Source organism: Cognatilysobacter lacus, assembly GCF_008274655.1.
GTDB classification, from domain to species: Bacteria; Pseudomonadota; Gammaproteobacteria; order Xanthomonadales; family Xanthomonadaceae; genus Cognatilysobacter; species Cognatilysobacter lacus.
The window spans coordinates 1-14,648 of record NZ_VTRV01000065.1; the positions used below are offsets into that span (position 1 = coordinate 1).

The following is a 14,648-nucleotide window of genomic DNA, read 5'->3' on the forward strand; positions in this document are numbered from 1 at the left end:
CGCCTGCGTGGCCGGCATGCGCCCGCTGGTCCCGCTGGCGGAGCGTCGCCAGGCGGCGCTGCCGTCACCGACGGCCGAATTCTTCTCGCAGCTGGGCCGTTGCGAACGCGCGCTCGGCGACATGGCGCAGGCGCGCACGCTGTTCGATCGCGCGCTCGCGCTGCGGCAGTCCGTGGATGCGCCCGGTTCGGCGGTGGCGGAGATCGAGAGCCGCCTCGACCTCGCCACGCTGCAGGTGGACCAGGGCGATTTCGATGCGGCACTGCGCACCTATCGCGAGGCACGCGCGCGGCTGGATGCGGAGGTCGGTCCGAGGCATCCGTTGCAGGTCGACATTGGCCGGCAGATCGCCACGGTCGAGCGTCGCCTCGGCCATCCGGGGCGGGCCGAGCGCGAACTGGTCGACACGCTGAGCGTTGCGCAGGATGTGCACGGCCCGCAGCATCCGATCACGCTTGCCGTCCGCCGTGAACTGGCCGAGGTGCTGATCGACCAGTCGCGTTATCGCGATGCCGCGCTGCCCTTGCGAACGCGGCACGCGGAACTCAGTGCGCGCCTGCCGCCGAACAGCCCGTACCTGCGCGACAGCCACCTGTCGCTGGCCCAGGTCGAGTGGCAACTGGGGCGGCTGCCCGCCGCGCTGTCGTCGCTGCAGAGCGCGCTGGCGATCGACCGCCACCGCGGCGATGCGGATGCCATTGCCGAGAGCCTCGTAGCGCAGGCACAGGTGCTCCACGAGGCCGGCCGCGACGCCGATGCACGCACGCTGCTGGAGGAAGCGCGCACGTCGCGCATCGACCGGCGCGGGGCCAGCGATCCTTCAGTCGCGGAGGTCGATCGCCTGCTTGGCGAGATCGATGGCGCGCTCGGCGAGTCGCGCGCGATTCCCGAGCTCACGCGCGCACTGCATTTCATGCGACTGGGCTACGGCATGAACGATCCGCGCACGCGGATGGCGCAACTCGCGCTCGCACGCCTGCAGGCCGCGCAGGGCGATCCGGTGGCGCTGCGCTTGCTCGACGTCATCGCCGCGTCCGCGCGTCATTCCCCGCGGCCGCAGCCGCTCGCATGGCGTGCAGCCGGCTATGCCGATTCGATCCGCTGCGCCGGTCGCCCGCGCTCTTCGGCGGCGCGACACCTCGCACGCTTGATCGACGTGGTGGGTCAAGCGCAACCCGACGGCAGCAGCACGCTCCGCGAACTCGAACAGCTGCAGCGCCAGTGCCAGCGCCCGAGCGTGCAGATCGCGACCCGCGATCCGGCGATGTAGCCGCGACGGCACGTGCCTTCGTGGTGATGCGTTGGGCGTGGCACGTCGCGGCAGCGGCAATGCGGCGCCGCGCGCGCTGCAGGCTCGGCGACCGGATACGTTCCCGGAGTTTGGCTAGGTCCGTTCCAGCGGCAACGGCACCTGCATCGGATCGATCGTGCTCTCGCCCTGCGTCACGGCCTTGAATTGCGCGCGCGACACCGAGACATAGCGTTCGTTGCCGCCGATCTCGACCTGCGGGCCGTCCTGGACGGCGCGGCCATGCTCGTCGACGCGCACGGTCATCGTCGCCTTCTTGCCGGTGTGGCAGATGGTCTTGATCTCTTCGATCTCGTCCGCCCAGGCCAGCAGGTACTGGCTGCCGTCGAACAGCTCGCCGCGGAAATCCGTGCGCAGCCCATAGCAAAGCACCGGGATGCGCAGCCGGTCGACGATCTCGGTGAGCTGCCACACCTGCGCGCGCGTGAGGAACTGCGCCTCGTCGACCAGCACGCAATGCAGCGGCCCGTTCGCAGCGATGTCGCGATGGATGCAGCGCTCGAGGTCGTCGTCGCGCGAGAACGCCGTGGCCTGCGCCGATAGACCGATGCGCGAGGAGACCACGCCGCGGCCGGCGCGATCGTCGAGCGCCGGCGTGAGCACGTGCGTGCGCATGCCGCGCTCGGCGTAGTTGTGCGCCGATTGCAGCAGCGTGGTGGTCTTTCCGGCGTTCATCGCCGAGTAGTAGAAGTACAGCTTCGCCATGCGGAGAGTTTACGCAGCGCCGCCCCGCGCGCGGAACACGGCGTGCGGCATACCTGCCGCCACTCAGTGCGTGTCGTCGCCGGAGGGCGCAGGTTTGGGGGCGTCGCCACGCGTGTGCACGTCCTGGAGGTCGCCGGATTCGACGCGCCCGCCCGGGTTCTTCCACAGCACGTCCTGGGCGGCCCAGTACTTGTCGGCGTCCCAGTAGCCACGACTGCGTAGCTGCTCGGCGTCGACCGTCTGGTCGCCGAGCGGCGTAGTGATGTTGACGGTGCCGTGGAAGCCGGTGCGGCTGCCGACGCCATCCTTCGATGCCTTGCGCAACTGGTCGGCGAACCGCGGCTTGGCGACGTCGTCGCCGTATTCGGCATAGATCGCGCGACCTTTGCTCACCGCTCGCGCGCGGTCGGCCTCGCTCATGCGCGCCCAGTAGCGCTCGCGACGCACCACGAAGTCCTGGTACCCACGCTCGGCGGCGAGATCCATCCATGCGTAGGCGAGCGCGGCGTCTACCGGCACGCCCTGCCCGGTGGCGTACATCTCCGCGATCAGGCCCTGCGACGGCTTGTCGCCGAATCGCGCGGCGCGGCGCAGCAGCGTCATCGCCTCGGCGAACTCGCCCTTGCGATACCGCTCCACGCCGTACATCCGGTACTGAAGATCCGGATGGCCGCGGAAAGCGAGCTCGTACTGGAGCGAGCGGGCGTCCTGCGCCACCGCGGGTTTCGCGTCGGCGCTACGGCCGGTGATCGGCGCCAAAACGACAAGTGGAGCGAGCAGAGTCAGTAGCAGGCGTTTCATGGCTGTGCGAAGGACCTAAGCGATGCGCAGTCTAAGCGCTCGTAGCGACCCGACCCAGCCAACTGATGGACTATCCCAACGCCGTCCCGTTCAGCCTCCGCGCCGCGTCCGCTGCGACGCCAGCGCCTTACCATGCGCGTCCCACCGCGGCGGCGTCACGATGCACGGCCTCAACCCCCAACAACGCGCCGCGGTCGAACACTGCGACGGCCCGCTCCTCGTGCTCGCCGGCGCCGGCAGTGGCAAGACGCGAGTGATCGTCGAGAAGATCGCGCATTTGATCGCGTCGAACCGCATGCCGGCCAAGCGCATCGCGGCGATCACCTTCACCAACAAGGCGGCGAAGGAAATGCGCGAGCGCGTGGCCAAGCGCATTCGGGGTGACGCGGCCGAAGGGCTGACGATCTGCACGTTCCATGCGCTCGGCTTGAAGTTCCTGCAGATCGAACACGCATCGGCCGGCCTGCGGCGTGGTTTCTCGATCTTCGATTCGGACGACTCGACCGCGCAGATCAAGGACCTCCTGCCGACCGGAAGCAAGCCCGACGTCATCGACGCCGTGCGCAATTTGATATCGCGTGCGAAGAACGCGTGCCTGTCGCCCGAGCAGGCGATGCGCGAGGCGCGCAGCCCGCGCGAGGTGGAAGCCGCGACGGTCTACGACCTGTACCAGCAGCGCCTGGCCAGCTTCAACGCCGTCGACTTCGACGACCTGATCCGCTTGCCCGTGCAACTGCTCGAGGCCGACGAGGACAGGTGCCTCGCATGGCGCGAGCGCATCGGCTACCTCCTCGTCGACGAATGCCAGGACACCAACGATGCGCAGTACCGCCTGCTGAAATGCCTCGCCGGCCCGCGTGGCCTGTTCACGTGCGTGGGCGACGACGACCAGTCGATCTACGCCTGGCGCGGCGCGAACCCGGACAACCTGCTGCAGCTGGGCACCGACTACCCGACGCTGCGCATCGTCAAACTCGAGCAGAACTATCGCTGCAGCAACCGTGTGCTGCGCGCGGCGAACACGCTGATCGCCAACAACCCGCACGAGCACTTGAAGACGCTGTGGTCCGACCAGCCCGACGGCGAGCGCATCCGCATCTGGGAATGCCGCGAGGCGGGCCACGAGGCCGAGAAGATCGCCGCCGAGATCCAGTTCATCGCCGCGTCGAAGACGGCGCCCTGGAGCGACTTCTGCATCCTGTTCCGGGGCAACTTCCAGAGCCGCGCGCTCGAGAAGGCGCTGCAGCTGCAGCGGGTGCCGTACCACCTGTCCGGCGGCACCGCGTTCCTCGACCGCGGCGAGGTCAAGGACGTGCTGGCCTGGTTGCGCCTGCTGGCCAATCCCGATGACGACGCGGCCTTCCTGCGCGCGGTGCAGGCGCCCAAGCGCGAGGTCGGCGCCGGCACGCTGGCGAAGCTCGCCGAGCTGTCCGCGCATGCGCACATGCCGATGGCGCGTGCGATCGAGAACGTCGGCGCACTCAAGCAGTTGCCGCCGCGCGCGGCGAATGCGCTGGACGCGTTCTCCAACCTCGTGCGCGGCCTGCGCGCGAAGGCGCAGGTCGCGACGCCGGCCGAACTCGTGCGCGAAGTCGCCGAGCGCAGCGGACTGCTGGCGTCGGTGCGTGCGCAGTGCAAGGACGAGGCTTCGTTCCAGCGCCGCAAGGCCAACATCGACGAACTGGCCGACTGGTTCGAAGGCGGGCGCGGGGCCGGCCCCGGCGAACTGGCCGCGCAACTCGCGCTGCTGTCGCATGCCGACAAGGGCGACGCCGGCAACCAGGTGCGGCTGATGAGCCTGCATGGGGCGAAGGGGCTGGAATTCCGCTTCGTCTTCATCGTCGGCCTGGAGGACGGCACGCTGCCGCACGAGGCGAGCATCGACGAAGGCCGGCTCGACGAAGAACGTCGGCTGCTCTATGTCGGCATCACGAGGGCGAAGGAGCGCTTGTGGCTGTCGCATTCGAAAATGGCGCAGCGCTGGGGCGAAGTGCTGCGGTTGAAGCCGAGCCGGTTCCTGGACGAGTTGCCGGGCGCGGAGATCCAGCGTGACGGTGCGGATCCGGTCGCCGATGCGGAAAACAAGAAGGCGCGGGCGGACGCGGGCTTCGCGGCGATCCGAGCGTTGCTGGAGGGGTGAACTGTCGGAGGCAGGGGCCGTGCGCCATCCCCGGCGGCGCCGGCCTGCCCGCGGAGAACCCCGCGTCGGATGCGGCGACGCCAAACGAAGCTATGGCTACACAGAATCTAACGAATTCAGTTGGTTACGCAGCACTCGAACGGTGTTGCATTAGGAATAACGGTTTATTAAGCTGGGCGCGTCCGGTTCGACCCGAGACTGTCCAATCGTTGTTGTTGTCCCGCCGGCTCCGGTCGGTTTTGGAGGAGGCCCCAGTGGCCTCCTTTTTTCTTTTGGGCGCTGGCGCACGCGCGTAGGCGGCAGCGCTTCGGGTCGCACCGGCCCGCTTGGGCATAATGCCGCTGATGGTCCAACAGACGCCCCTGCCTTTCCCGGATTCCGCGCCGTCGTCGGGCGAGGTGACGCCGGTCGATGCGACCGCCGCGTCGATCGAAGACGCATCTGCGCAGCTTCCCGACCCTTCCCAGCCGGACCTCCCGATTCCCGGCGTCGTGCCGTCGGACTCGCTGCTTCAGCCGGACCCGCCGCGCCAGCCGCGCGCCACCCCCGACGCCGCCCGTCCGTTGTGGGCGCGCGTGCTGGGCCGGCTCATGGCGCCCTGGGTCGGCCTGAAGATCGAACCGGTCTCGCCGGCGGAGCACGTGCCGGACTGGAACGGCCGCCCGGTCTGCTACGTGCTCGAGGACTACGGGCTGTCGAACGCGCTGATCCTCGACCGCGCCTGCGGCGAGGCGGGTCTGCCGTCGCCGCTCAACCCGTTGCCGGGTGATCCGACCGGCCGCGGCCGCGCCTATGTCGCGCTGTCGCGTCGCAATGCCGGGCCACTGGCGGCGATCCCGAACATTCCAGGCGTGATCGAGCGCCCCCCGGTCGCGAACGGCAAGTCGCATTCCGAATCGCTCGCGCGCCTGATCCAGGCGCATCGGGCCGATCCGTCGCTCGACGTGCAGCTCGTGCCGGTGTCGATCTTCGTCGGCCGCGCGCCCGAGAAGAACAGCGGCTGGTTCTCGGTGCTGTTCTCCGAGAACTGGCAGCTGGTCGGCCGCTTCCGGCGCCTGCTGTCGATCGCCCTCAACGGGCGCGAGACCTATGTGCGCTTCGCGCCGCCCGTGTCGCTGCGCACGATCGCCGACGAAGGCCTGCCGCCCGAACGCACGGTGCGCAAGCTGTCGCGCGTCCTGCGTGCGCACTTCCGCCGCATCCGGACGGCCGTGATCGGGCCGGACCTGTCGACGCGGCGCTTGCTGGTGGACCAGGTTCTCGGCTCCGCGAGTGTTCGCGAGTCGATCACCGACCAGGCGCGTCGGGACGGCACCAGCGCGGCCGAAGCCTGGAAGAAGGCGCACGCGTACGCCTACGAGATCGCCGCCGACTATTCGCACCCGGTGGTGCGCTCGGCGAGCTTCCTGCTCGCGCCGGTGTGGAACCGCATCTACCGCGGCGTGCTCGTCCACCACCTGGACAAGCTCAAGGAAGACGCACCCGGCAACGAAGTGGTCTACGTGCCTTCGCACCGCAGCCACATGGATTACCTGCTGCTGAGCTACCTGCTTTACACGCGCGGCATCGTGCCGCCGCACATCTTTGCAGGCGTCAACCTCAACATGCCGGTGGTGGGCACGCTGTTGCGCAAGGGCGGTGCGTTCTTCGCGCGCCGCAGCTTCCGCGGCAACGCGCTGTACTCCGCCGTGTTCCGCGAGTACATGGCGCAGCTGGTGGCGGGCGGCTATTCGATCGAATACTTCATCGAGGGCGGGCGTTCGCGCACCGGCCGGCTGCTGCAACCCAAGGGCGGTTCGCTGGCGATGACCCTGCGCGCCTACCTGCGCGCCCCGACGCGGCCGGTGATGTTCCAGCCGGTCTACATCGGCTACGAGAAGCTGATGGAAGGCCGCAGCTACCTCGATGAGCTGTCGGGCAAGCCCAAGGCCAAGGAGTCGATCTGGACGCTGTTGTCGGGCATCCCCAAGGTGCTCGGCTCCAACTATGGCCAGGTGGTGGTCAACTTCGGCGAACCGATCAGGCTCGCCGACATGCTCGCGGAGAAGGCCCCCGACTGGGACGGCCGGCCGGTGCCCGAGGACGAGAAACCGGCGTGGATCGCCGAGACCGTCGACGCGCTGGCGCAGAAGATCCAGGTCAACATCAACCGCGCGGCCGACGTGAACCCGATCTGCCTGATCGCGCTCGCGCTGCTGTCCACGCCCAAGCACGCGATGAGCGAGGCCGACCTGCTCGCGCAGATCACGCTGTCGAAGAAGCTGCTGGCGCAACTGCCGTACTCCGACCGCGTGACGGTGACCCCGCATACCCCGGAGGACATCGTCGCGCACGGCGAGGAGATCGGCGTGCTGGTGCGCGTGAAGCACCCGCTCGGCGACGTGCTGGAAGTGGAGGAAGAGAAGGCCGTCCTGCTCAGCTACTTCCGCAACAACGTGCTGCACCTGTTCACGGCCGCCGGCTGGGTTGCCTGCTGCTTCCAGCACAACCGGCGGATGAGCCTCGCGGCGGTGCTGCGCCTGGGCCGCAGCGTGTATCCGTTCCTGCAGAGCGAGCTGTTCCTGCCCTGGGACGAGGACCAGTTCGTCGAGCGCGTGCGTCAGACCGTCGACGTCTTCATCGCCGAAGGCCTGATCACCTCCAAGGGCGGCGACGAGGGCGACCTGCTCGCCCGCAATGCCAGCCAGTCGGACGAGGTATTCCGGCTGCGCGCGCTGGGCCATTCGCTGCAGCAGGCGTTCGAGCGCTATTACATCGCGATCTCCGTGCTGGCCAAGAACGGCCCGGGCACGCTCAGCGCCGGCGAGCTCGAAACGCTCTGCCATCTCGCTGCGCAGCGCCTGTCGATGCTGTACGCACCGGCGGCGCCGGAATTCTTCGACAAGTCGCTGTTCCGCGGCTTCATCGGCAAGCTGCGCGAACTGCGGCTGGTCTGGGCCGACGAGAACGGCAAGCTCACGTTCGACGAGCGGCTCGATACGTGGGCAAAGGATGCGAAGTTCATCCTCGGCCGCGAGCTGCGGCATTCGATCGAAAAGGTCAGCCCGGAAGCCGCGAAGCCCGCGCCGGCACCCTGAGGGGGGGCGGCGCTCAGGCCGGCTCGTCGGGGATCAGCGACGACTCGAGCCGGGCGATGCAGTCCTTCAGCTGCAGGCGCCGCTTCTTCAGGCGCGTGAGCGCGAGTTCGTCGCGGATCGGCGCGTGCTTCAGGCCGTCGACCGCCAGGTCGAGGTCCCGATGCTGCTGCCGCAAGTCGGCGAGCTGTCGGGCGATGTCGCCAGGTTTGCGGCCGTCGTTCATGCCGGCGAGCTTAGCGCGCGGCATGTCGGCGCCGCGAGCACGGGCTGAACGCGCTCAGGCCACGCGACGCCCGCCCCGTAGAATGGCGCGCATGAGCCTTTCCGCATCCGCCGCCGTCATTCCCCTGCTCGAGCCGCTGCCGCCGCGCGCGAAGCGCCAGGCGCACGAGGCGAACAAGCTTGCCAAGCGCTTGCGCCACCAAGTCGGCCGCGCGATCGCCGACTTCGGAATGATCGAGGACGGGGACAGGGTCATGGTCTGCCTGTCCGGCGGCAAGGACAGCTACACGATGCTCGACATCCTTCTGCAGCTGCAGAAGAAGGCGCCGGTGAAGTTCGAGCTGGTCGCGGTCAACCTCGACCAGAAGCAGCCGGAGTTCCCCGAACACGTGCTGCCACAGTACCTCGAGTCGATCGGCGTGCCGTACCGGATCCTCGAGCAGGACACGTATTCCGTGGTCACGCGCGTCGTGCCGGAAGGCAAGACGATGTGCTCCCTGTGCTCGCGGCTGCGGCGAGGGGCGCTGTATTCGTTCGCGGAGGCCGAAGGCTTCACCAAGATCGCGCTGGGCCACCACCGCGACGACCTGGTCGCCACGTTCTTCCTCAACCTGTTCTTCCACGCCAAGCTTTCGGGCATGCCGCCAAAGCTGCTCAGCGACGACGGCAAGCACGTCGTGATCCGCCCGCTCGCCTACGTGCGCGAGGCCGACATCGCCGCCTACGCGCAGGCCCGGGAGTTCCCGATCATCCCGTGCAACCTGTGCGGCTCGCAGGAGAACCTGCAACGCAAGCAGGTGGGACGGATGCTCGAGACGTGGGAACGCGAATCGCCCGGTCGCGTCGAAACGATCGCACGCGCGCTGGGTGACATCCGCCCGTCGCAACTGAGCGATCCGAAGATATTCGACTTCCTGAGCCTCGGCATGCGCGGCGACGCGCCGCTGCCCGATGCGCATGCATGGCTTGCAGGCGCGCCTCACGAGGACGAGGGCTGACGAAACGTCGACTTGATCGAAGCCAAAACCCGCAAACCGAATTATCCAAACGCCGCCGCTTTTCGTGAGTGCGAAAGCCGACGAAACCAACGGCCCGAAGGGCGACGGCCACGGACGGCCGACGCGGTCAGCCGAGTCTGGCCGCCGCCCGCGCACCCGCCGATCTCCGGCTGTGCACTACCTCAGGAAAGGCACTTTCTTTGGGTCGCTTTTCTTTGTGCAAGCAAAAAAGTGACTCGGGCGCGAAAGCGCACGAAACACCTTCGACTTCGCCTCATCCCACACCCGACGGCGCGCTGGCGCGGTCGCAATACCAAGAAGAAACCCCAAGCATGTTCTTCCGCAACCTGACCCTGTTCCGCTTCCCCACTTCCCTGAAACTCGAAGCCTTCGACGCCGGGCTCGCCGAATGCGCACTGCGTCCGGTCGGGCCGATGGAACTATCCACGCGCGGCTTCGTTTCGCCTTTCGGCCGCGACACCGAAGGACTGCATTACGTGATGGACGAGGCCTACTGGCTCGCCTCCGGCGGCGAGGACCGGCTGTTGCCCGGTGCTGTCGTCAATGACCTGCTGCAGAAGAAGCTCGACGATATCGAACACAAGGAAGGCCGGCGCCCGGGCGGGCGCACGCGCAAGCGACTGAAGGACGAACTCGTCACCGAACTGCTGCCCCGCGCGTTCGTGCGGCCCACCCGCACCGACGCCATCCTCGACATGAAGCTCGGCATCGTCGCCATCGACACATCGAGCAAGAAATCCGGCGAGAGCGTGGTCAGCGAGATCCGCCGCGCGCTCGGAAGCTTTCCGGCACTGCCGCTCAATGCCGAAGTCGCGCCGCGCTCGGTGCTCACCGGCTGGCTCGCCGGCGAAACGTTGCCGAGCGGGCTGTCGCTGGGCGACGAATGCGAACTGCGCGACGCGCTCGACCAGGGCGCGGTGGTGAAGTGCCAGCGCATGGACCTCGAGAAGAATGCCGAGATCGACAAGCACCTGCAGTCGGGCAAGCAGGTGACGCGACTGGCGCTGAATCTCGACGATCACGTGACCTTCGTACTCGGCGAGGACCTGGTCATCCGCAAGTTCAAGCTGCTTGACGGCGCGGTCGACACGCTCGAGAACACAGAGCGCGAGGACGTGCGCGCGGAGCTCGAAGCGCGCTTCGTACTGATGAGCCACGAGCTGCGCCGGCTGTTCGCCGTGCTCGAGCCCGCACTCAAGTTGTCCAAGGTCGAGGCCTGAGCGACGCATGTTCCTGCGCGCACGGCCGCCGCGCACCGCACCCGCGTCGACCCATGCGGCGGTGCTGCAGGTGACGTTGCCCGACGGCCGCATCGCGGATGTGCGGCGCGTCGACAACACGCGCGTGAGCGGGCTGAAGCTGGTGGTCACCGAGCGCGGCATCCGCCTCACGGTGCCGCCGCGAACCAGCGACCGTCGCGCGCTCGCGTTCGTGCAGCAGCACGCCGGCTGGATCGCCGGCCAGCTGCAGCACACCTTCAACGACGTGCAGCCGCTACGCATTGGCCAGAGCGCCAGCCTGCCGCTGCGAGGCGCCGACGTGCCGCTGCACTGGAAGGACGGCCGCTTCCTGCGTGTCGAGCTCGTCGACGACGCCGTCGTGGCGACCGTTCCGGCGAATGCGAAAGAGGCCGGCGTTCGCAAGGCCGTCCATGACTTTTACCTGTCGCAGGCGCGCGCGGACGTCGGCCGCTGGCTGCCGACGTATCTGGCATCGCTGCCGCGCGCGCCGCGGTCGATCGCGATCCTGCCGCTCACGTCGCTATGGGGATCGCTGGCCGCCAACGACCGCATGCGGCTCGACCTGGCCCTGGTGCTCGCGCCGTCGGCGGCGTTCGAATACGTGCTGGTACACGAGCTCTGCCACCTGATCGAAGCGAATCATTCCGCGGCGTTCTGGGCCGAGGTAGCGCAGCGCTTTCCCGACTGGAAGCCGCAGCGCGACCTGCTGCGCGCGAAGGGACGGCCGCTCAAGGCCGCGTTGCGCGCGATCCGCGACCCCGGCGTGGTGCCGGGCGCCTGACGCCGGCGAAGGCGTCCGGAAACCACGGATTCGTCCGACCGCATGCGCGCAGCACGAACCCGCTGATGCACGATCGAGTGCGCGCCTGTTTCGCGATGCGCGTGAAGCCGAGCCCAGCGGTGCCATCCCCGCGCCGTTTCGCAATGCGAGTTGTTAATTCCCGCCCGCGATCGGCGAACTTCACCTCCACGGCGCGGAAATTTTTTCCTCCGCCGACGCAGGCTTTTCTAACAATCCGATCGATCCAGCGGCCCGTGTGTTCAGCGGCGAGCGTGGAACCGTTCATGGGCGGGCCAGAGGACGTTTCGTGACGGACGTCACGTGATGGCACGGGATATGCGAGTGGGGGCGTGCGCCTGGAATGGCGCGCTTTCCTCCCCCGGCTACACGAACTCTCCAGGAGAACCTCCATGCGCAAGACCCTTATCGCCGCTTCCGTCGCGCTCGCTTTCGGCTTCGCAGCGCCGGCGTTCGCACAGGACACCACCGATTCCTACAACGACAACTCGCACGCGCACCACTCGTTCAACAACGACGCGTCGACCAACGATTCGTTCAACACCGACAACTCGGTCAACGACTCGAACAACTCGCTGACCGCAACCGACAACTCGGTCAACGACAACCGTCTGGATAACAGCATCGCCGCCGCCGCCATGGGCAGCGCGGCCGCCAACAACGGCGGCACGGCGAACTCGAGCATCGCCGACTCCTTCAACACCAACACCGCGGTCGCCACCACCACGCTTAGTGGATCGGTGAGCGGCAATGGCTTCGAATCCATCGGCAACAGCGCGCACAACGACGGCAACGCCAACGGCGGACGCGGCGGCCGTGGCGGTGATGCCTCGGCCGAGTCGTACGGCAAGGGCTATGGCTACGGCGGCGATGCCGAGGATGCGAACGGACGTGGCGGCTCCGCCCGCGGTGCCCGCGGTGGCGACGACGGCGGCTCGCTCGCGCTCGGCGGTACCAACGCGAGTCTGGACGATTCCGATGATGCGGCGATCGGCGGTGGCGACACCACGTCGAGCATCGGCGGTGCCGGTGGCGCGGGCGGCTCGAACACGGGCGGCGCGGGCACGGGTGGCTCGAACACGGGCGGCGCGGGCACGGGCTCGGGCTCGAGCAGCAGCACGGCTTCGGCCGGTTCAGGCGCGGCCGGTGGCAACGGCGGCACGGCCAGCGCCGATGCGGGCGCATTCGACATGTCCAACCAGATGAACGGCTCGTCCAACGCGGCCGCCGGCATCATGGTCGCCGCGCAGAACAGCGGTGCGATGTCGTTGATCCAGCAGGGCGTGACGGTGCAGTCCAACCTCAACGTGGGCGGCCACTGAGTCCGCAGGCGGATGCGTCGCTTCGGCGGCGCGTCTCTGCAGTACGGGTTACCGGCAGGGCCTCGCGGCCCTGCCGGTTCTGTCCGCCGGTTCGGCGGCGCCGTTTCCCCAGGAGACAGCCCATGCGGATGTCCATTCCCGCGATCCTCGCGATCGCGATGTTTCCCGCCCTCGCGCCACCGTCCCACGCGCAGGCGCTTCCGTCGTCCGGCCCGTTCGTGGCCATCGACGTGCCGGTCGCGGCGCTCGATGCCGACGATGCAGCCGGTGCGGCGCAGGCACCGGCGGTCGACGACCCGTCGCTCGGCCCGGCCGTCGCCAGCGATGCGCTCGATGTCATGCGCGGCGGCACCGGCAACAAGACCACCATCACCAACACCTCCACCGTCGACGGCACTGTCGACCACAACTCCGCGACCAATGCGATCACCGGCGGCAACCTCGTCGACGGCGGTGCGTTCGGCAACGCCACCGGCCTGTCGACGGTCATCCAGAACACCGGCAACAACGTGCTGATCCAGAACAGCACGGTGGTCAGCGTGCTGTTCTCGCCGACGCCATGAGGCCCTTCGCGCCTCTGTTTTTCGCAGCCGCGCTCGGCATCGCCGGGGCGGCGCATGCGAGCAACCTCGACCTGCGCGCGCCGGGCGCCAGCTATTCGGTGCCGGTCACCAGCCTCAAGGAAGCGCGCTTCAAGACCACGCTGAAACAGAACTACGACTTCAGCTGCGGCTCCGCCGCCACCGCGACGCTGCTGACCTTCCAGTACGGCCATCCGGTCACCGAAGTCGACGTGTTCCGCGACATGTTCGCCAAGGGCGACGCGCGCAAGATCCGCCGCGAGGGCTTCTCGCTGCTCGACATGCGCCGCTACCTCGCCTCGCAGGGCTTCCAGGCGGACGGCTTCCAGCTGCCGCTGGACAAGCTCGCCGAGGAAGGCCTGCCCGCCATCGTGCTGCTCAACGACAAGGGCTATCGCCACTTCGTGGTGGTGAAAGGCCTGCGCGGTGACCGCGTGCTGATCGGCGATCCGGCACGAGGCACGCGCGCGATGACGCGTTCGGACTTCGAGCGCGTGTGGACCAGCCGGGTTCTCTTCGTCGTGCACAACCGGCGCGAGATCGCCCAATTCAACCGCCCGGCCGACTGGCGCACCGCGCCGCCGGCACCGCTGGAGGTCGGCGTCCAGCGGCGGGGCCTCCAAGACGTCGTGATGCCACGTCACGGCCCGGGAGATTTCTGATGCGCCTGCCAAACCTCCTCGCACCCGTCCTGTTCACCCTGCTGGTGTTCGCCCACCCCGCGCGCGCGGCGGACGCCGACCTCGGCACGCCCCTGCCCATCGAGCGCCTCGACGAGATGCGCGGTGGCTATTCGCTGCCCGGCGGCCTGTCGATCGCCTTCGGCCTGGAACGTGCGGTCGCCATCAACGGCGAGCTCGTGGTGTTCCAGCACGTGGATATCCCGGACCTGTCCCGCATGACTCCCGACCAGGCGCAGCAGCTCGCGTCGCTGGCGCACGGCCAGACCATCCAGGTGGGGGGCGCCACCACGCTCAACCCGGGCATGGGCACGCTCATCATCCAGAACGCGCTCGACGGCCAGTCGATCCAGGCTACGACCACGCTCAACACCAGTGTGAACACGCTGAACCTGTTGCAGAATCTGAACTTCAACCAGTCGCTGAGTGACGCGCTGCGGATCGGCGGGTCGCCATGAGCCATCGATGAGGACGCCGATGCCGCAGCCGCTCCGCTGTTTGTCGCTCGCCGCGACCATCTCCCTGCTCTGCGCCGGCAACGTGCGTGCGCAGGACGCCGCCGCCGACCGCGTGACCGAGCTGGAAAAGCTGGTGCATGCGCAGGCCGCCGAGCTGTCGACGCTCAAGCAGTCGCTCGATGCGCAGTCGCACGACATCGCGGAGTTGCGCGAGCAGCTGCATGAGCGCCGGCTCGACGACATCCGCGGCGAGGGCGAGCAGCCGGCGTCGCTGGCCGGGGCCGCGGCCACCGC

The 14,648-nt window shown here is 68.4% G+C and carries 14 protein-coding genes; 11 read left to right on the top strand and 3 right to left on the bottom strand.

Going from position 1 to position 14,648, the window contains the following annotated elements; all coding sequences use genetic code 11:
* Window positions 1–1,270 (top strand): tetratricopeptide repeat protein (locus tag FW784_RS07505; RefSeq protein WP_205123573.1); only part of this gene is annotated, 1,270 nt, incomplete at its 5' end.
* 114 nt (window positions 1,271–1,384) lie between these two features.
* Here FW784_RS07505 and FW784_RS07510 read toward each other — a convergent pair.
* A complete protein-coding gene (locus FW784_RS07510) occupies window positions 1,385–2,014 on the bottom strand; it encodes a thymidine kinase (RefSeq protein WP_149352736.1) in 630 nt (209 codons plus the stop codon).
* Between the two features lie 63 nt (window positions 2,015–2,077).
* Window positions 2,078–2,815 (bottom strand): tetratricopeptide repeat protein, encoded by a 738-nt coding sequence (locus FW784_RS07515; RefSeq protein WP_149352737.1) that lies wholly within the window; start codon window positions 2,813–2,815, stop codon window positions 2,078–2,080.
* Window positions 2,816–2,975: 160 nt separating this feature from the next.
* Between FW784_RS07515 and FW784_RS07520 the strand changes: the two genes are divergently transcribed.
* Entirely contained in the window at window positions 2,976–4,955 is a 1,980-nt protein-coding gene (locus FW784_RS07520) for a UvrD-helicase domain-containing protein (protein WP_149352738.1), read from the top strand.
* A gap of 344 nt (window positions 4,956–5,299) precedes the next feature.
* Window positions 5,300–8,032: a glycerol-3-phosphate 1-O-acyltransferase PlsB gene (gene plsB / locus FW784_RS07525; protein WP_425481608.1), complete on the top strand. Its 2,733-nt coding sequence runs from the start codon at window positions 5,300–5,302 to the stop codon at window positions 8,030–8,032.
* A gap of 13 nt (window positions 8,033–8,045) precedes the next feature.
* Here plsB and FW784_RS07530 read toward each other — a convergent pair whose 3' ends face one another.
* Window positions 8,046–8,279 (bottom strand): YdcH family protein, encoded by a 234-nt coding sequence (locus tag FW784_RS07530; RefSeq protein WP_425481609.1) that lies wholly within the window; start codon window positions 8,277–8,279, stop codon window positions 8,046–8,048.
* A 67-nt stretch (window positions 8,280–8,346) separates the two neighbouring features.
* Between FW784_RS07530 and ttcA the strand changes: the two genes are divergently transcribed.
* The 8 genes from ttcA to FW784_RS07570 form a co-directional block, all read left to right on the top strand.
* On the top strand, window positions 8,347–9,252 hold the full coding sequence (gene ttcA / locus FW784_RS07535) for a tRNA 2-thiocytidine(32) synthetase TtcA (protein ID WP_149352740.1): 906 nt from the start codon (window positions 8,347–8,349) through the stop codon (window positions 9,250–9,252).
* A 332-nt stretch (window positions 9,253–9,584) separates the two neighbouring features.
* Entirely contained in the window at window positions 9,585–10,493 is a 909-nt protein-coding gene (locus FW784_RS07540; RefSeq protein WP_149352741.1) for a recombination-associated protein RdgC, read from the top strand.
* A gap of 7 nt (window positions 10,494–10,500) precedes the next feature.
* Window positions 10,501–11,295, top strand: a complete 795-nt coding sequence (locus tag FW784_RS07545; protein WP_149352742.1) for a YgjP family zinc-dependent metalloprotease — start codon at window positions 10,501–10,503, stop codon at window positions 11,293–11,295.
* Window positions 11,296–11,705: 410 nt separating this feature from the next.
* The gene (locus tag FW784_RS07550; RefSeq protein WP_149352743.1) at window positions 11,706–12,635 is read left to right on the top strand and encodes a hypothetical protein; all 930 of its coding nucleotides are present in this window, start codon (window positions 11,706–11,708) and stop codon (window positions 12,633–12,635) included.
* Window positions 12,636–12,757: 122 nt separating this feature from the next.
* A complete protein-coding gene (locus FW784_RS07555; protein ID WP_149352744.1) occupies window positions 12,758–13,198 on the top strand; it encodes a hypothetical protein in 441 nt (146 codons plus the stop codon).
* Entirely contained in the window at window positions 13,195–13,878 is a 684-nt protein-coding gene (locus FW784_RS07560; protein ID WP_149352745.1) for a C39 family peptidase, read from the top strand. The genes FW784_RS07555 and FW784_RS07560 overlap by 4 nt, the downstream gene beginning before the upstream one ends.
* Window positions 13,878–14,354, top strand: a complete 477-nt coding sequence (locus FW784_RS07565; RefSeq protein ID WP_149352746.1) for a hypothetical protein — start codon at window positions 13,878–13,880, stop codon at window positions 14,352–14,354. Before FW784_RS07560 ends, FW784_RS07565 begins: the two co-directional genes overlap by 1 nt.
* Before the next feature lie 19 nt (window positions 14,355–14,373).
* On the top strand, window positions 14,374–14,648 hold a 275-nt coding region (locus FW784_RS07570; RefSeq protein WP_205123574.1), incomplete at its 3' end, for a hypothetical protein.